This is a genomic window from Paenibacillus sp. FSL K6-1558 (genome assembly GCF_038002565.1).
Lineage (GTDB): Bacteria > Bacillota > Bacilli > Paenibacillales > Paenibacillaceae > Paenibacillus > Paenibacillus polysaccharolyticus.
Genome location: NZ_JBBOCV010000001.1, coordinates 1,235,561 through 1,253,272, shown reverse-complemented (window position 1 = coordinate 1,253,272; position 17,712 = coordinate 1,235,561). Strand labels below are relative to the sequence as shown.

Genomic DNA, 17,712 nt, shown 5'->3' with positions numbered 1-17,712 from the left:
AGTCAGGTGCTACCTGAAGCAGTGATTTCCCGGGAAGAAGGAATGAAACAAGGACTCGCTAAAATTCTCGAAGGCCGTCACCTGGAGCAGGACGAGGCACGTGAACTGATGTATTCGATCATGCGAGGTGAAGCTACTCCGGCTCAAATCGGAGGGTTGCTGATGGCTCTTCGTATGAAGGGGGAAACGGTGGATGAAATCACTGGTTTTGCTCAGGCGATGCGTGGACAAGGTGGACGTATACTGACTGATGGTAGAGGGCTGCTGGATACATGCGGTACAGGCGGATCGGGTATTCATAAATTCAATATCTCTACAGCATCGGCCATTATTGCTTCGGCAGTTTCAGTTCGAGTAGCCAAACACGGCAATCGTTCAGCTTCTGGCAAAGCAGGCAGTGCGGATGTGTTGGAAGCGCTCGGCGTTAATATTCATCTGAATGGAGAGCAGGCCAGACAATGTCTAGATGAGATCGGAATCTGTTTCTGTTTTGCTCAGGTATACCATCCATCCATGCGTCATGCGGCGGCTCCGAGAAAAGAGCTGGGTGTGCGCACGATTTTCAATATGCTTGGACCATTAACCAATCCAGCCGGTGCAGATCGTCAATTGCTCGGTTTGTATGATCGTTCCCGTACGCCGATGATTGCAGAAGTGCTTAACCGCCTCGGTTTGAAAAGAGCGCTAGTTGTTGCCAGCCATGATGGTCTGGACGAAATCAGTATCTCTGCACCTACACAGGTATCGGAGTTGCGGAACGGGGTAGTGCACACGTATGACATTGACCCACGCGATATGGGGCTGTCTTTGCATCCGCTCGAAGCAGTGCTTGGAGGAGATGCGGCGCAGAATGCCGAAATTATACATCGGATCTTCCAGGGTGAACGCAGTGCTTACCGGGATGTTGTGTTGCTGAATGCAGGGGCATGTATTTATGTATCCGGCCTTGCGGACAGCATTGCAGATGGCGTTAAAATCGCTGCAGAGGCAGTGGACTCGGGTAAAGCGGCCAGTAAGCTTGGACAGTTAATTCATACAACGGAGGCGTACAATCATGTATCTTGATCGAATCGTTGCGACAAAACATAAAGAAGTGCAGGCTCTTGCACAGACGTTTAACATGGATGAAGCTATGAAAAAGATTGAACAATTACCGGCTGCACGCGGGTTTGAACAGGCACTGTCAAGCAGACGCAATCGTAAGCTGGGGCTTATTGCCGAAGTGAAGAAGGCCTCGCCATCCAAAGGGTTAATTCGCCCGGATTTTCATCCGGTAGAGATTGCTTCTGCCTATGAACGTGCGGGTGCTGATTGTATCTCAGTTTTGACGGATGTTTCCTATTTTCAGGGTAGTAACGAGTATTTGCAGGCTATTCATCAGGCTGTGAATATTCCGCTCTTGCGCAAGGACTTTATGATCGATGAGTCACAGATTGCAGAAGCTAGACTTCTGGGAGCAGACGCGATCTTGCTGATTGCCAGCATTCTCACACCGGGGCAGATTCGTCAATTTCTAACGTTTGCGAAAAGTCTTGGACTGGATGCTTTGATTGAAGTTCATGACCGGGCAGAACTGGAAACGGTATTAGAGATTCCTGAAGCGACACTTGTTGGTATCAATAACCGAAATTTGAAAACGTTCGAAACCAGTCTGAATACCACGCTCGATCTGATGGAACTGATTCCACCAGGTGTGACGCTCATTAGCGAAAGCGGGATCGACGGTGCGGAATCGACCAAACCCCTGATTGAAGCTGGCGTGCACGGTATTCTCGTTGGAGAGCATCTGATGCGTAAAGACGATGTGGAAGCTGCTGTTTACGATCTGATGGGACCAAAATAATGAATAACCCGATATATGACGATACAGGTGCAGGTTCCCGTAAAGAAGAGAACTTGATGCCAGCGGCCGTAAAAATATGTGGACTTCAGGACGTTGAAGTGCTAAAATCGATGATAAACTTGCCTGTGGACTATATTGGTGTCGTATTTGCCAAGTCCCGACGACAGATTACTCCTGAGAAGGCAGCGGAGTTGAGATCGGTATTGTTTGAATGGTCTTTACATGAACGACCGAAACTTGCTGGTGTATTTGTGAATCCGACGATGCAAGAACTGAAACATGTGATGGAGACAGTGTCTTTGGATGTGATTCAATTGCATGGGCAGGAAAGTGCGGAATTCTGTCAACAAGTGAAAGAGCTCTGGCATGCAGATTTGTTCAAGGTCGTTTCTTTTCCAAAAGACGAAACAGGACAGGATGCGGATTATGCCGCTTTGCAACGGTTAAATGATTACGTGGGATTCGTTGACGCGATCTTGTTGGACACCTTTGATCCATTGTATGGTGGCGGTTCTGGCAAAACATTTGCTTGGGAACGTATTCCTGTATACGCAGAATGGGCTACTGAACGTGGTATTGCCATGTTTGTTGCAGGCGGACTTCAGACGGACAATGTACAACATTTAATTCAAACGTACAGACCTTATGGCGTAGACGTATCAAGTGGCGTGGAGACGGAAGGTCTGAAAGATATATCCAAAATTACAGCATTTGTAGAAAGGGTGAAGCAGGCATGACACACCAATTGCCGGATGAACATGGGCGTTTCGGTCTTTTCGGAGGCCGTTTTGTACCCGAGACACTAATGAACGCTCTGATTGAACTAGAAGAAGCATACAGCCGCTTCTCTGAGGATGAAGAGTTTAACAAGGAATTGAATTATTTGCTCAGTGAATATTCCGGACGAGAAACACCTTTGTATCACGCGGAGCAATTATCACGTCATCTGGGTGGTCCCAAAATTTATTTGAAACGTGAAGATCTGAATCACACAGGTGCACATAAAATCAACAATGCGATTGGACAAGGGCTTCTTGCTAAACGGATGGGAAAAAAGAAAGTCATTGCTGAGACCGGCGCAGGCCAGCACGGGGTTGCGACGGCAACCGTGGCGGCATTGCTTGGACTGGAGTGCAAAGTATTCATGGGTGAAGAAGATACCCAGCGCCAGCAACTAAACGTATTCCGCATGAAATTGCTCGGAGCAGAAGTCATTCCGGTAACGTCCGGCACACGTACATTGAAAGATGCTGGTAACGAAGCGCTTCGTTATTGGGTCAGTAATGTAGAAGATACTTTCTACGTGCTGGGATCTGTTGTCGGACCTCACCCGTATCCAATGATGGTGCGTAACTTCCAGCGTGTGATCGGAGACGAGACGCGTCGTCAGATTCAGGAGATTGAAGGACGCCTTCCGGATGTTATTGTAGCGGCTGTTGGCGGCGGAAGTAACGCCATCGGAATGTTCTACCCTTTTATCGGAGATCAGGATGTTAAATTGGTCGGTGTTGAAGCAGCAGGCAAAGGTGTGGATACCGAGTACCATGCGGCAACGATGAGCAAAGGCACACATGGTGTATTCCAGGGCTCGATGAGTTATCTGTTACAAGATGAGTATGGGCAAGTGCAACCTGCACACTCCATCTCAGCAGGTCTGGATTATCCAGGGGTTGGACCAGAACACTCCTATCTTAAAGATATTGAACGGGCTAAATATGTTCCGATCACGGATCAGGAAGCCTTGGATGCTTTGCAGTTGTTAAGTCGTACGGAAGGCATTATTCCTGCGCTCGAGTCGGCCCATGCGGTTGCCCAGGTCGTGAAGCTGGCGCCGGAACTGACAGCTGATGATATCATTGTGATCTGTCTGTCTGGGCGCGGGGATAAAGACGTAGAATCCATTATGAAGTATACGGGAGGTAACTTGTAATGAATCTGATGGACCGAACCTTCCAGCAATTAAAAGAACAAAATCGCACGGCGCTTATTCCGTTTCTTACCGTTGGTGATCCAGATGTGAACACCACTATTGATATTATCAAGGAGCTTGAACAAGCAGGAGCAGACATTTTGGAGCTTGGTGTTCCATATTCCGATCCACTCGCAGACGGCCCTGTGATCCAGCGTGCTTCCGAGCGTGCATTGAAAAGCCAAATCACGATTCGTACGGTGATGGAGACGGCGGCTAAAGCTCGTGAAGCCGGTGTGAAATTACCCTTTGTTCTGTTTACGTATTACAATCCGGTGCTGCAAACGGGTCTGGATATTTTCTTTGACGAGTTGATCAAACATGATATCAGCGGCATGATTATTCCGGATTTACCGATCGAAGAGGCTGAGGATATGCGTCGCCGTGCTGATCAGGCCGGTGTTCATCTAGTCCCGCTTGTAGCCCCTACGTCCAATGCTCGTATTGAGCGGATTGTCACTGGAGCGCGCGGATTTATCTATTGTGTCTCATCTCTTGGTGTAACTGGAGAGCGTGCATCCTTTTTTAACGGTGTAGAAAGTTTTATTGAAACGGTAAAAGGTCTGACAGACCTTCCTGTTGCCGTAGGCTTCGGTATCTCGAGTCATGAGCAAGTAGCCCATTTCTCCCGCATCTGTGATGGTGTCGTTGTAGGGAGTGCTATTGTGCGTCAAGTGGAAGAGGCAATCCCGCTACTTGAAAATCCGGATACTCGTGAGGCAGGACTGTTGCAAATTCGCAACTTTGTGGCACAATTAAAAGGATAATCACATAAGTTGAACTTTTTATTTTGCACTTTATTCTAAGTTTGAACAACAGGAGGCGGTCGAGTTGAAACCGAAATCCCAGATTGTCAATCTGCCTGTGTATAAACCGGGCAAACCGATTGAAGAAGTAAAACGTGAACTGGGGCTGGAGCACGTCATCAAGCTGGCCTCCAACGAGAACCCCTATGGCAGTTCTCCCGCTGTACTTGAGGCAATGACGAGAGAATTGGCTAATGTAAGTATTTATCCCGACGGAAGTGCTGCAGAACTGACAGCGGTGCTTGCCAAGCATTTGGAAGTAGAGCGAGACAATTTGATTTTTGGCTGTGGATCAGATGAGATTATTGCGCTGATCACGCGGGCGTTCTTTCTTCCCGGAGATGAGACCATTATGGCGGACCAGACCTTCTCCGTGTATAAAAGCAATGCGGACATCGAAGGTGCAGTAACGATAGAGGTCCCTTTAAAAAATGGAACTCACGACTTGCCAGCAATGCTGGCGCAAATCAACGATAAGACCAAAGCTGTCTGGGTGTGCAATCCGAATAACCCTACAGGTACGATCATTTCCGAGCAAGAGCTGATTGGCTTTATGGACCGGGTACCGTCGAATGTAATGGTTGTGCTGGACGAGGCTTATTATGAATTTGTAACGGATGAAGCTTATCCGCAAAGCATTTCATTGATCGATCGTTACCCCAACCTGGTTGTTCTGCGGACCTTCTCCAAAATTTATGGCTTGGCATCACTCCGCATAGGCTACGGAATTGCGCGTCCAGAGATTATTGACCTGATTAACCGTGTCCGGGAACCGTTTAACACCTCTCGTTTTGGGCAGGTTGCTGCAATGGCTGGACTTCAGGATCAGGCTTTTGTTCAGGAGTGTTCCAAACGGAATGCTGAAGATCGGGAATGGCTGCAAAATGAATTTTCACGACTGGGTTTGCCTTATTTCCCAAGTCAAGGTAATTTCATTTTGGTTGACGTCAACATGCCATCCGTCGAGGCATTTCAGTCTTTGTTGAAACAAGGTATTATCGTTCGCTCGGGCTTTCACGTCTATCCAACTTACATTCGTGTGTCTGTGGGAACAGCGGAGCAAAATCGTGCTTTTATAGCGGCGCTGGAGAACACACTGGCGGAGAATGTGGCAGCACGCCCTTAATACTGGCGATGAAAGAGTGAGGACCCATGACCATAAAAATTGCAATGATTGGTGTCGGACTCATCGGCGGTTCACTTGCGCTTTGCTTTAAAGGCAAGCCGGGGGTTACCGTCATGGGTTACGCACATTTGGAAGAGTTAAAAGACAAGTACATAGCGAGCGGAGTAGTGGATGCTGCGACGCTCTCTCTGGAAGAAGCGGTGCAGGATGCCGACTTCATTTTTTTGTGTGTGCCTGTTGGTTTGCTTGAATCGTATTTTGAACAACTGTCCAGACTGCCGCTGAAAAAAGGTTGCATCATTACCGATGTTGGGAGTACGAAAGCTTCCATTGCAGCTTGTGCGGAACAGATTCGGTTAAAAGAGGCTTACTTTATAGGAGGGCACCCGATGGCAGGATCGGAACGGGCGGGTGTAGACGCAGCGTCAGCTGTATTATTTGAGAACGCCTATTACGTTCTCACCCCTTCCATGCATGTGCCTGAGGAGGCGTATGGCCGCTTATCCGAGCTTTTAGCGTATACTCGTGCTCAGATTGTTCGGGTAGAGCCTCTGTTGCATGATGATATTGTAGGTGCGATCAGTCACCTGCCCCATGTTATTGCTGTTGCTTTGGTGAATCAGGTACGTGAATATAACGAATCTAATCCGCTGTATAAAATGCTGGCAGCAGGTGGTTTTCGGGATATTACGAGGATTGCGTCCAGTGATGCGATTGTCTGGAGGGATATTCTGCTGAGTAACCGTGACGTGCTGCTGGAGTTGCTTAAGGACTGGAATAGTCAAATGTCGTCTTTTACAACGATGTTAGAGCAAAAGAACGGGGAAGGCATTGAGGATGCATTTCGTCAGGCGCGGGAATTCCGCAGTGTATTGCCTGAGCGACGCAAGGGCATGATCTCGCCTTTATTCGATCTGTATACAGATGTGCAGGATGCTCCGGGTATGATCGGTAAAATAGCAACAGAGCTCGGGACAAATGATATCAACTTGAGTAACCTTGAGATTATTGAAAACCGGGTGGACGTGCCGGGGATTATGCGTTTGTCATTCCGTCAGGAAGAAGATATGGAACGAGCGAAGACTCTGCTGGCATCACTAGGTTATCAGGTGTGGATTTAGGTTGACAAAAGAGGGCGAGAGCTCTCTTTTTTTTGTAAGCAGTGGGAGAATTATGTTTTTAGACAAAAAAAAGACCGCTTACATAAGCGGCCATTGCTCACGTGGAGCAATACAGTTATTGGATAGGAGTGGAGAGAAACCATACTGTACTTTTATTATATGTATACGTTTTCATTTTGTCAACACTTTGGACAAATTTATTTGTATAAACTTAGATTTGGAGGAAAAACAGTACAATCAAGGCTTTTAATCTTAGCAAAACCACTCGTGAGGTACGAAAAAGAATGTTGATAGAATGCGCCAAAAAAAATTCCGGAAAAAATATCTCATTTTTGTAACCTTTTTAGAAATGGTCACGTCTATATATGCAAGGCTTTCCAAAATGCTGTATTAGGAAGTCATGACAACGAAATTAATGGCATATAAATGTTAAGTCGGACAAAAGTGGATAGCAATGGATTTGCCAGGATGATGCAGACCGTTGTACAATGTTACTGTTATGTAGAAACGTTGGGGAAATTGCCATTACATAGGGGAATTTGGCGGAAGGGCCGAAAACGGTGCTGGACGCTTTTTTTATGCGGTTGAACCGCAACTTTTTTACGCCTGTTCGGTAATACATGGATAGAGTCGAACGGGGAGAAGCACATGGATGGGCGAGGAGGGGTCGCACTCAAATGACGGATTCCCAGTTGATTCGAGAGATCAAGGAAGGTAACGTTGAGTTATATTCCGAGCTGATGAGTCGTTATCAGCGTAAAATACTGGCTTTCGTATATCATATGTTGAAAAGTTCCAATATGGAGCTGCTTGCGGAAGATCTCTGTTCTGAGACATTCTACAAGGCGTTCCGCAGTTTACACTCTTTCCGTGAGGTGGATGCTTCATTCTCCACCTGGCTGTATACCATCGCTAGAAATACGGTATTGAGTGAGCTTCGTAAACAGCGTAGTGGGAATGTTCCGCTTGAAGAGAGCGGCGTAGTTCCTGTTGCTCCTATGGAGAACGCTCCTGAGCATGCTGTACTGCGTAGCGAGCGGGTTATGCTGGTTAGAGATGCGATTAACAATCTACCAGAGAAGCAACGTTCTGCGATTATACTCCGTGAGTATGATCAGCTCGACTATCAGGAAATTGCAGGTATTTTGGGGCAGAGCGTTAGTTCTGTTAAATCGCTTTTATTCAGGGCAAGATCAAGCGTAAAAACACAGTTGGAGCCTTATTTCTTCGAGCCGATGTACGAGCCATATGAAGGGATGAAGAACCGATGAATTGCAATGAAGCCCAGGAACTGTTTGCATTGGTCTGGGACTTACCGGAATCTCATCCTCAGCGAATTGCTTTTCAAGCACATCTCGCTGGTTGTGAAGATTGTTCGGAGCAGTTTGAAGTCTGGGAGGAAGCCCAGATGTTGCTGCACAGCATCCCGGTTCCAGTGACAGAGCAACAGGCAGAGAGGGTCAACCGAAACGTAATGGACCGGATTTACGCGGAGTCTCCATGGCTATTACCAGAAGAGGCAAAGGTTAATCGATTCTCTGCGGCAATCCGTAAACATATGTCTTTGTGGATTGCGGCGTTCCTGGCTATTTTTTTATGCAGCTTTCTGTACATGGCGATGTTCAAGCCAGAGGTTTCAGAAGCTGAGAAGTCCAATGTAATTACAACAGGCATCCTTGAGACTGGGGTTGCTGGAAGTACATCTTCATCTTCGGGATTATATAAGTATGACATCCCTGGAGCGAATAAAGGGAGTATCATTGAACCTTTTGTTGTGAGTATGGGGCCTGCGTATCCTCAATACTGGATGGCATTGTCTCTGCTTGCCATAGGAATGGCTTTGTTTTCACTTGGACGTATGCATCGATCAACAACTAAACGTAAACAAGGTGTGGGTGCGTAGGTTTCCAACCTGGCGTTTGCTGTGTGGAGAAATGAGGGATGAATGTGCGGATCGGACTTGTTCGTCATGGTCTGACAGATTGGAATGCGGCTGGCCGCATACAGGGGCAGACGGATATTCCTTTGAATGAGGAAGGACGTAAGCAGGCAGAATGCCTTGGTAGACGTCTGCAGTCTGAGGACTACCAGTGGGATTTTATTGTGACGAGTGGTTTATCAAGGGCACAGGAAACGGGAAAGATTCTTTCACGGATGCTGGATGTACCTATGCTTGAACCGGACGCACGATTGAAAGAACGAGCATTTGGTCAGGTTGAGGGCCTTACTTCGGATGAACGGGTTGCGCGTTGGGGGAAATCCTGGGATACACTTGATCTGGGACAAGAGCACATCGAGGATATTCAAGTACGTGCGCTGGCTTTTTTGGACGATTTATGGTCTGCTCACTCGAAAGAAAATGTACTGATTGTAACGCATGGTGCTTTTCTTGCTAACCTGTTAACGGCGTTATATCAGGATAAATACACCGAACGCATTGGCAATCTGTCGCTGACCATTCTGGAGAAAGAACATGAAGATGACTGGACTCCACTCTTATATAATTGCACACAACATCTGTCTATGGATACCGCCAAACAATCTGAGTGATAAGCTCAGGTTGTTTTTTTATACCATCTACATTTAAGAGATTAAACAGGACTGCGGATAAACTCTACTGTTTCTCTTCTGATTGATTGTTTTGAGGCATAAGATGAGATAAAACAAAAAAAATGGCAAGAAGAGGTTTAGATTGTGGAGAATCCGTCAACCATGTTTACAAAACCACACTGTTGAAGGCCAGATCAGCAACCTAAAGCAGTGAACGGGTGAGGCGATGGATCCATGAATCTAGCAGATATGCTGACTTTTGCTGATATTGGCCAGCTTAATCGAATAGCAGACTACTATCAATGTGAATGCAAGCCTAATTCCAAACATGAACTCATCCAGAGCATCCTCACAACATTGGGTAGTAAACCTTTCTTTGAGCAACAGATACGTCAATTGAACCAGGCCGATCAACGGTTTCTGAACAACCTGTTATTTGACCCCCGCCAATTTTATGGTATGGAGGAGCTCATCGCCATAGCCCGTCAATCGATGGACAAAAAGGAGAGTGAGGCAGGCTCGAGTCCGCGTGATCTCATTGTTCGCTTTACCAAAAGCGGCTGGCTGTTCAATGGGACTACACAACAGACCAGATATCTCTATCAAGTGCCTAAAGACTTGAAACTGAGGTTCAGAGATGTATTATCTACCCATTTACGAGCAGGTATAGACAAAACAACAGAACCGGCCATGTATCGAGAAGAATATCATCTGATGGCAGAAGATCTGAAGTTGTTCCTGAAATTTGTGCAACGACATGAGATCGCTGTGAATGCCGAAGGCATGATGTATCGACGCTCACAGCAGCAACTTATGGAGCATCTGCACATCTCTGAGGAACTGGTAGGCAAAGCCGGTTGGCGCTTCGGATATGGTCGTTCGTTCAAGGATTATCCGGATCGATTCGCATTGGTGTATGATTATGCGTTTCATCACCGATTGATTCGTGAAGAGCAGGGGTGTCTTAGGCTGACAGGGTCTGGTGAAGAGAAACTGGGGGCCGAGAAAACAGCCGAAATGATACAGCTGTTTCGGTTTTGGTTAAGACTTTATAAAGGTGCTGTTCCAAATCTGTCCTCGATTGTGTACTGGACAGGCGAATGTGCCGAGAATTGGTCTACAAGGGAATCTCTTTTTCAGCAAATTGGCCCGTTTATCCAGCCGTTTTACTATGACACCGCTGAAGATATCTATGATAAGCGGATCATTAAAATGATGATGCATCTAGGCTTGATTCGTGCAGGTGAGCATGAACAAGGAAGAGTTGTGCAGATGACGGCTTGGGGATTAAAGCTCGCATCATCTTGCCGCTCCATCTCTGCTGATGTTGCACCTATTGTGTTTGACAAGTGAAGGACAAGTTGCTACAATCACTCCCAAATTAAGGAGTGATACGAATGATAATTCCATACAAAGGTATAAAACCAGTGCTACACCCTTCCATATATATGGCGGAGGGTTCAAAATTAATAGGTGATCTGCAAATGGACGAAGATTCTACCGTTTGGTTTAATGCAGTTCTGCGGGCCGATTTGGCACCTATTATTATTGGAAAGCGATGCAATATTCAAGATAATGCTGTAGGACATGTAAACACCGACCAACCTCTTATTCTGGGAGATGATGTCTCCGTAGGACATGCTGCAATCATTCATGGTTGTACCATCGGAACAGGGGCATTGATCGGTATGGGAGCCATTGTACTCAATGGTGGCGAAATCGGTGAGTACTCACTGATTGGAGCCGGTTCTGTAGTAACTGAAAATAGTAAAATTCCGCCCTATACTCTCGCTTTGGGGACACCTGCCAAAGTGATTCGTGAATTGACTGAAGCTGATCTGCAGCGGATGTCAAGAACTTCACTGGGTTATGTAATCAAAGGAAGAGAATATAGGAGCTCTTAAATCCGTTTTGGAGGTGCATCCTATTGGATAAAATGAAAGTTACGTATGAAGTCATGTTGGGGCTGGCGGCTGAGATGGTTTGGGACGAGGCGCTTCGCAAACAGAAGAGTGAAAAGCTTTATTTGGAAATCGACAAAGCGTTAGCTACCGGAGACGAAGTAGCTTTCCGGAGTCTGACGGATGAACTGAGGACGATCAATTAACGGATCAATATAGAACCATTTAAATGAATAGTGGATAAAAAGGAATGCGCAACCGCGCATTCCTTTTTTTAATATTTTTTTATATAAACCTAAAAATTGAATGAATATCTGGCTTTATAACATATGCTCATATATAATATGGGAATAAAATGGATAGGAAGGGGATATAGGGAATTGAAATTCAGTGAGATGAATCAAGACAGCTGGGCTGAACTGCAACTCTATCTGGATACCTGCCTTGTTCCGTTCACGGCTATGAGCGGCAAACAGTCACCGGTTGAAGCGACTGAAGCGCTGGAACGGCTGAGAGATTTTCTAGATACGGTGGAGATTCCTTTTAAAGGGAGAATTATGACGTACCCAGCCTATCATTACGCAAGTTCGCAAATGTCAATGACATTAAATACTTTGTCGACTGAACTCAAAGCTTCTGGATTTAAGTATGTGGTAATTATGTCAGCAGATGGATCATTTGTGGAGATGGACATTCCAGCCGCGGATTTACTTTTGAGTCAAAAGGATCTAGCAGGGCAACTCGAAGAAGGGACAATTGCCCGACATGTCGGGGAATGCATTCGAGACCTATGGAAAAGGTGACATCTTGATGACAAATGTGACAAATTTCCAACAGTTTTTTAACAACGCTTACAATTGAACCTTAAAAATGTGTGACAAATTCTTGACGGTGTTCTAGGGCTACTATATGATTATGTATGTTCTAGTAAGTCGTGGAATTTATGATAATGAAAACGATTGAGAGAGTTGGCTGAAAAAGGGGGTTGGAGACAGTATGAGCAGTGAGCATGACCAGCACGAAGCCTCGATGAAACCGCCAAGCAAATTGGAAATGTCGCGCAGGCAGTTTTTGACGTATACGCTTGGTGGAGCTACAGCCTACATGGCCGCCGGTGCAATTCTTCCTATGGTCCGTTTTGCGGTGGACCCGATTTTGCAACACAAGGGAGAAGGAACCTCTGTCAAAGTGGCTGAGATCAGCAAAATTACAAATGAACCTCAAGAATTTACGTTCGAACTGAAACAACAGGATGGCTGGTATTTGAGTAATGCTTCGTTGGTGGCCTGGATTCGCAAGGACGAGCAAGGGAAAATTTATGCGCTTTCACCCATCTGTAAGCATTTGGGATGTACAGTGGGATGGAACAGTGACAAAAACTACCCGAATGAGTACCATTGCCCATGTCACGGCGCGCACTATGACAAGGAAGGGAAGAATCTTGCCGTAGCCCCGAAACCATTGGATGAATATGTGGTTAAGGAGGAACAAGGCTGGGTTTATCTGGGCGAGATTGTTCCGAACACCCGAGTGAAATAGGAGGCGTGAACGCAGATGTTTAAAAATGTCTATGACTGGATTGACGAGCGTCTTGACATCACGCCAATATGGCGGGACGTTGCGGATCATGAAGTGCCAGAGCATGTAAACCCGGCGCATCACTTTTCCGCATTCGTATACTGTTTTGGCGGATTAACGTTCTTTATTACAGTTATTCAGATTCTGTCAGGTATGTTCCTGACGATGTACTACGTTCCAGATATTATTAACGCGTATGCAAGTGTTGAGTATTTGCAGACGAAAGTAGCTTTTGGTCAGATTGTACGCGGTATGCACCATTGGGGGGCCAGTTTGGTTATCGTCATGATGTTCCTACATACGATGCGTGTATTCTTTACAGGCTCATACAAGGCTCCGCGTGAAATGAACTGGGTTGTCGGCATGTTGATTTTCTTCGTCATGCTCGGTCTCGGTCTGACAGGATATTTGTTGCCTTGGGATAACAAAGCGTATTTTGCAACAAAAGTAACGCTGGAGATTGCCAACACCGTACCTTGGCTTGGACCAATTATCAAAGAATTCCTGCAAGGAGGAACCATCGTTGGTGCACAGACATTGACACGATTCTTCGCATTGCACGTCTTCTTCCTCCCTGCGGTGCTTCTGGTGCTTCTGGTCGGACACTTTATCATGATCCGCAGACAGGGCATTTCGGGACCACTATAAACCAAAGAAGGGAGGAAACGTAATGGCTCACGGGCACAAGGGCAATGATGAGGAAAAAGTTATCTTTGTCGGTGATTCACGCGTCCGCAAAGGGTCGGGGTTCATTACTCCACCTGATTACACGGCATATCCCGGCAAATCGGAAGCATTTATTCCTAACTTCTTGCTCAAAGAGTGGATGGTCGGGGTTGTTGTTCTGGTCGGCATTCTCGTGTTGACCATCTCGGAACCTGCACCTCTCGGTTATCCGGCTAATCCAAGTGCATCGGTTATCCCGATGCCAGACTGGTACTTTCTTTTCCTGTATCAGTATTTGAAATATCCTTATGCATCTGGAGATTATGTCCTGCTGGGTGTACTGGGTGTCAGCGGTGTCGCATTCGGAGCTCTGCTGCTGGCTCCTTTCCTGGATACGGGGAAAGAGCGTCGTTTCTACAAACGTCCAATTGCCTCAGCTTTAATGTTACTGTCCGTTATCTCGGTATTCTATCTGACAAACGTAGCGTGGACACACTACAAGCACGAGCTTGAAGCGTCAGGACAGAAGCCGGAGCATATTCAGCGGGAGGAAGAGGCTCTGGAGAAACATGAACAGGGCTTGCCTACTTCTAATGCACCGGGACAGCAGCAGGAGGAAGTCGCGATTGTTGACAAGGACGATTCTGCGATGGAAACGTACAAAAAGGCTGGATGTATTGGCTGTCACGCAACCGATATGAAAGGCCAAGGCAACGCACCTTCTCTTCGTGGCGTCGGTGACAAGCACAGTCAAGAAGAGATTGTGACGATTATTAAAGAGGGCTACAATGGAATGCCTCCAATGTATGACCAAGCTATAGCCCAGGGTGTTACCGATGACGAAATCACTCATCTAGCCGAATGGCTTGCGAAACAGAAGGCAGAACAGTAAAATCGAATTAATGAAAAAACCTGATCGTTATGCGGTCAGGTTTTTTTGAAGTCTATTTTGATAATATCTGAAATTCGGTAATCGAGATGAAGTGTCAAGAATGAGTGAAGGAAGAAGGTGCAGTGGTCGTGGCTTTATCGTTTTTTTGGAGCAGGGAGTTTTTAACCAATCGGTATTTCCTGTGGCTTTTGTTCTGGTGTAATGCGCTTGGTACGGTTTACGGGTATATCTGGTATGGTGAACAAATGAAATGGACTCTTGCCCACCAGCCAGTATGGCAGATCGTATTTGTGCCAGATAGCCCAACAGCAAGCTTGTTTTTTACATTAGCGCTGTTGTGGGTACTGTATCCTGTAAAGTCGGCAGTCCTGCAACGAATTGGACATATTATCCAGGCACTCGCTGTAGTTACCTCTGTTAAATATGGCGTATGGGCTGTATCTATCATTTTTGCTGGCTGGTCTCAAGGAGGAGCACAGCACTGGCAGGACTGGATGCTGATCGCTTCCCATAGTGCCATGGCAATTGAAGCACTGATATATGTACGCTTCTTCGGCTTCCGCTGGTTGTCATTGATTGTGGCAGGTCTCTGGACATTGTTGAATGATACGATGGATTATACATACGATATTTACCCGTGGTTGCCTGCAACGCTGTACCAACATGTACAGGCTGTTCGTAATTTTACAGTCACGTTGACCATCGCGAGCATTCTTGCGGCTTGGCTTGCGTTAAAGCAGGCCAAAAGAGCCTGAGTATACCAGCTTAGCTTGTTCTAACCAGCCATCCCTCGCCATACATTGATGATGGGAGGGATGTCCATGAAGAGAACATTCAGGAGTCTAGCGGGATGGTTGACGGTATCACTCATGGCTCTGCTGCTTTGGACCAATGCTTCGTACAGGGTATCCGCGCAAAGTGGTGAATTCAAACCAAATGTGAATCAGGAAGTTTCCTCAACTTATACCATTGCACAATTGAATGAAGAGGCTACTGTACTATATCGCAAGGTGCTTGAAAATAACATGGAGGAAGTACGTGCCAGCGTTACTCGTATCGGGAATAGTCTGGCGCATGTCTCGTTTGAGGGTCAAACCTCTGTTGAGGGAATTCATGCGTTGTCCGAAACGGTGGTAGAAGTCAAGGAGGCTACAGCTAAATTCAAAGGGGATAGACATTTGCTTCAGCAAGCTTCAGCCAAACTCAGACTTGCTACGGACAGTCTGGCCAATCCGGCTAAACCGCTCTGGCTCCAATATTATAAAATTGTGAAGAATGATCTCGATGCGTTATCACTGGCAGCTAATCAGAACAACAGTGCAACGATTCTGACTAATCGCTTTAGTGTTCTTGAAGAGCACTATGAAACGATCCGTCCAGCGGCGATCATTCGGCTTGAGCCGTATCAGATCGCTCAAATGGATGCTTGGTTATCCCATCTCAAAGGACTGACACATGCAAAGCAGTCTGATCGATCACAGCTCCGTAGCATGACCGAACATGGAGAGGAGTTAGTCAATCAACTGTTTGGACGTGAAAAGGATGAGAGTGCCTTTGTGCCCTATGTACAAGGGCCAGACCGCCGGGCAGCAGGGCTAATAATTAGTTCTGTCATTGTTGCTACGCTGAGTTATGCGGGGTACCGTAAGTATCGTGCCGAGCAACAGGATATTTTTACATATCGCCGCTAGTCATTTTTCCCTATTTATCATGATAGATGTATCATAAAATGAACAACGAAAACCTCTTACCACAAAGACAGCCGATAGACTGACGTCTTGCTGTGGGAAGAGGTTTCTTTTTTTGCATATTTACTATCGTAAAAATAAAGTCTCAGCTTTCTTTAAAACCTTCCCCATGCACATCGTGTACATCACTGATAATGACAAATGCCCTGGGATCAATGGAACGTACAATCGTTTGTAACCTGCGAAATTCTTGCCTGGAAATAACACAGTAGGCCATATGCTTTGCTTGTTTCGAGTAAGCGCCGATGGCTGGAATGAGCGTAACGCCGCGATCCATATCTTTGGTGATTTGATCGGCAATCTCGGGAGCATAATCGCTGATGATCATAAATGCACGGGCTGAATAGGCACCTTCCTGAATGAAATCGATAACCTTCGATGCAATAAACACAGCGACGAGTGTATACAGAATTTTTTCCTTGGGAATGTAAATGAGGGAAAGGCCAATGATCACAAAGTCGATACCTAACAGCACTCGTCCCATACTCCACCCATATTTTCGATTCAGGATACGCGCGATAATGTCGGAACCACCTGTCGTACCGCCCCAGCGGAACACGATGCCAAGCCCGGCTCCCAAGGTAACCCCTGCATATAATGCGGCCAAGAGAAGATCATTCTCGGTATGTAACGGTTCAATCCAGCCTTGATGAATCATTTTCTCAAACAGCCACAGAAATAAGGTCAACGCCCCAATCCCGACTCCGGTATAAATCATCTGTCTGCTACCGAGCACTTTAAGCCCAATCAGAAATAACGGAACATTTAAAATAAGAGTGGTAAGGGACGGGGAAACCCCGAAGGCATAGTTAATCAGCACGGTAACCCCGGTAAGTCCGCCCTCCATCAACTGATTGGGGATAATAAAATAAAGAAGCCCAAAGGCGTATAAAGCTGTACCCAACAGTATTGGGAGTACAAGTTTTAGTTGAATCCACGTTTTGGTAGTGCTCATAAGATCCCTCTCTGTACTTGAATTAGAATGAGGAAGTCATCATTCCCATCTTAGTATACCTGTTTCTATAGTCTTTAAAAATGATTATGCCGGACATTAATCATGATTTGTACCGTAGGATGGTGGAAGTAAACATCAATAACTGATATTATTAGGAACAAACACGACATCAGAATAGAAGGAGAACCTGCTCTCATGGAGAAAAGTATGGCAGAAATGCAGCGTGAGGTTGACCTCTATATTTCTCAATTCAAAGAGGGATATTTCAGTCCTCTGGCCATGCTGGCCCGGATGTCTGAAGAGGTTGGAGAGCTTGCCCGTGAAGTGAATCACGAGTTCGGAGAGAAACCGAAGAAAGCTTCCGAAGCTGCCAATTCAATTGAACTTGAGCTTGGTGATATTTTATTTATCACTATCTGCTTTGCAAACTCGCTCGGTATTGATCTGGCTGAAGCGCATGACAAAGTTATGCATAAATTTAATACCCGCGACGCAAATCGGTGGACTCCAAAAAACACCGATTAGGCGTAGATTACATATGCTGTACCATCACCCGC

The 17,712-nt window shown here is 46.2% G+C and carries 21 protein-coding genes; 20 read left to right on the top strand and 1 reads right to left on the bottom strand.

The features are described from left to right. The first annotated feature begins 24 nt into the window (after positions 1–24). The 19 genes from trpD to MHI38_RS05145 all read left to right on the top strand — a co-directional run bounded on the left by trpD (position 25) and on the right by MHI38_RS05145 (position 16,143). Positions 25–1,065 (top strand): anthranilate phosphoribosyltransferase, encoded by a 1,041-nt coding sequence (trpD, locus tag MHI38_RS05235; protein WP_154958041.1) that lies wholly within the window; start codon positions 25–27, stop codon positions 1,063–1,065. Then, the gene (trpC, locus tag MHI38_RS05230) at positions 1,055–1,843 is read left to right on the top strand and encodes an indole-3-glycerol phosphate synthase TrpC (RefSeq protein WP_154890616.1); all 789 of its coding nucleotides are present in this window, start codon (positions 1,055–1,057) and stop codon (positions 1,841–1,843) included. Before trpD ends, trpC begins: the two co-directional genes overlap by 11 nt. A gap of 53 nt (positions 1,844–1,896) precedes the next feature. Beyond that, a complete protein-coding gene (locus MHI38_RS05225) occupies positions 1,897–2,580 on the top strand; it encodes a phosphoribosylanthranilate isomerase (RefSeq protein ID WP_423246128.1) in 684 nt (227 codons plus the stop codon). Then, on the top strand, positions 2,577–3,773 hold the full coding sequence (gene trpB, locus MHI38_RS05220) for a tryptophan synthase subunit beta (protein WP_145331732.1): 1,197 nt from the start codon (positions 2,577–2,579) through the stop codon (positions 3,771–3,773). Before MHI38_RS05225 ends, trpB begins: the two co-directional genes overlap by 4 nt. Next, positions 3,773–4,579, top strand: coding sequence for a tryptophan synthase subunit alpha (gene trpA, locus MHI38_RS05215; RefSeq protein WP_341181021.1), 807 nt, complete (start codon positions 3,773–3,775; stop codon positions 4,577–4,579). Before trpB ends, trpA begins: the two co-directional genes overlap by 1 nt. Before the next feature lie 64 nt (positions 4,580–4,643). After that, on the top strand, positions 4,644–5,744 hold the full coding sequence (gene hisC / locus MHI38_RS05210; protein WP_154957575.1) for a histidinol-phosphate transaminase: 1,101 nt from the start codon (positions 4,644–4,646) through the stop codon (positions 5,742–5,744). A 26-nt stretch (positions 5,745–5,770) separates the two neighbouring features. After that, positions 5,771–6,865, top strand: coding sequence for a prephenate dehydrogenase (locus tag MHI38_RS05205; protein WP_154890613.1), 1,095 nt, complete (start codon positions 5,771–5,773; stop codon positions 6,863–6,865). A 677-nt stretch (positions 6,866–7,542) separates the two neighbouring features. Continuing rightward, on the top strand, positions 7,543–8,136 hold the full coding sequence (locus MHI38_RS05200; RefSeq protein WP_090917194.1) for an RNA polymerase sigma factor: 594 nt from the start codon (positions 7,543–7,545) through the stop codon (positions 8,134–8,136). After that, complete coding sequence (locus MHI38_RS05195) at positions 8,133–8,768, top strand: anti-sigma factor family protein (protein ID WP_090917192.1); 636 nt, start codon at positions 8,133–8,135, stop codon at positions 8,766–8,768. Before MHI38_RS05200 ends, MHI38_RS05195 begins: the two co-directional genes overlap by 4 nt. Before the next feature lie 44 nt (positions 8,769–8,812). Beyond that, positions 8,813–9,415: a histidine phosphatase family protein gene (locus MHI38_RS05190; protein WP_090917335.1), complete on the top strand. Its 603-nt coding sequence runs from the start codon at positions 8,813–8,815 to the stop codon at positions 9,413–9,415. Positions 9,416–9,649: 234 nt separating this feature from the next. After that, positions 9,650–10,768 carry a hypothetical protein gene (locus tag MHI38_RS05185; protein WP_341181020.1) on the top strand — a complete coding sequence of 373 codons (1,119 nt, stop codon included), beginning with the start codon at positions 9,650–9,652 and terminating at the stop codon, positions 10,766–10,768. A gap of 44 nt (positions 10,769–10,812) precedes the next feature. Continuing rightward, complete coding sequence (locus tag MHI38_RS05180; RefSeq protein WP_090917188.1) at positions 10,813–11,319, top strand: gamma carbonic anhydrase family protein; 507 nt, start codon at positions 10,813–10,815, stop codon at positions 11,317–11,319. A 23-nt stretch (positions 11,320–11,342) separates the two neighbouring features. After that, positions 11,343–11,522: an IDEAL domain-containing protein gene (locus MHI38_RS05175; RefSeq protein ID WP_090917186.1), complete on the top strand. Its 180-nt coding sequence runs from the start codon at positions 11,343–11,345 to the stop codon at positions 11,520–11,522. Between the two features lie 189 nt (positions 11,523–11,711). Further along, the gene (locus MHI38_RS05170) at positions 11,712–12,119 is read left to right on the top strand and encodes a DUF2487 family protein (protein WP_253493393.1); all 408 of its coding nucleotides are present in this window, start codon (positions 11,712–11,714) and stop codon (positions 12,117–12,119) included. Between the two features lie 193 nt (positions 12,120–12,312). Then, positions 12,313–12,855, top strand: coding sequence for a QcrA and Rieske domain-containing protein (locus tag MHI38_RS05165; RefSeq protein ID WP_090917182.1), 543 nt, complete (start codon positions 12,313–12,315; stop codon positions 12,853–12,855). Positions 12,856–12,870: 15 nt separating this feature from the next. Next, entirely contained in the window at positions 12,871–13,542 is a 672-nt protein-coding gene (gene qcrB / locus MHI38_RS05160) for a menaquinol-cytochrome c reductase cytochrome b subunit (protein WP_017687726.1), read from the top strand. A 22-nt stretch (positions 13,543–13,564) separates the two neighbouring features. Then, the gene (locus tag MHI38_RS05155) at positions 13,565–14,452 is read left to right on the top strand and encodes a menaquinol-cytochrome c reductase cytochrome b/c subunit (protein WP_154890610.1); all 888 of its coding nucleotides are present in this window, start codon (positions 13,565–13,567) and stop codon (positions 14,450–14,452) included. A gap of 128 nt (positions 14,453–14,580) precedes the next feature. Then, positions 14,581–15,207, top strand: a complete 627-nt coding sequence (locus MHI38_RS05150) for a DUF1405 domain-containing protein (protein WP_154890609.1) — start codon at positions 14,581–14,583, stop codon at positions 15,205–15,207. A 66-nt stretch (positions 15,208–15,273) separates the two neighbouring features. Continuing rightward, positions 15,274–16,143 (top strand): sporulation protein YpjB, encoded by an 870-nt coding sequence (locus MHI38_RS05145; protein ID WP_308723387.1) that lies wholly within the window; start codon positions 15,274–15,276, stop codon positions 16,141–16,143. Positions 16,144–16,285: 142 nt separating this feature from the next. Here MHI38_RS05145 and MHI38_RS05140 read toward each other — a convergent pair whose 3' ends face one another. Beyond that, positions 16,286–17,155, bottom strand: coding sequence for a YitT family protein (locus tag MHI38_RS05140; protein ID WP_253493399.1), 870 nt, complete (start codon positions 17,153–17,155; stop codon positions 16,286–16,288). A gap of 195 nt (positions 17,156–17,350) precedes the next feature. Here MHI38_RS05140 and MHI38_RS05135 point away from each other — a divergent pair, with 195 nt between their 5' ends. Beyond that, the gene (locus tag MHI38_RS05135) at positions 17,351–17,680 is read left to right on the top strand and encodes a nucleotide pyrophosphohydrolase (RefSeq protein ID WP_090917174.1); all 330 of its coding nucleotides are present in this window, start codon (positions 17,351–17,353) and stop codon (positions 17,678–17,680) included. Positions 17,681–17,712: the final 32 nt, after the last annotated feature.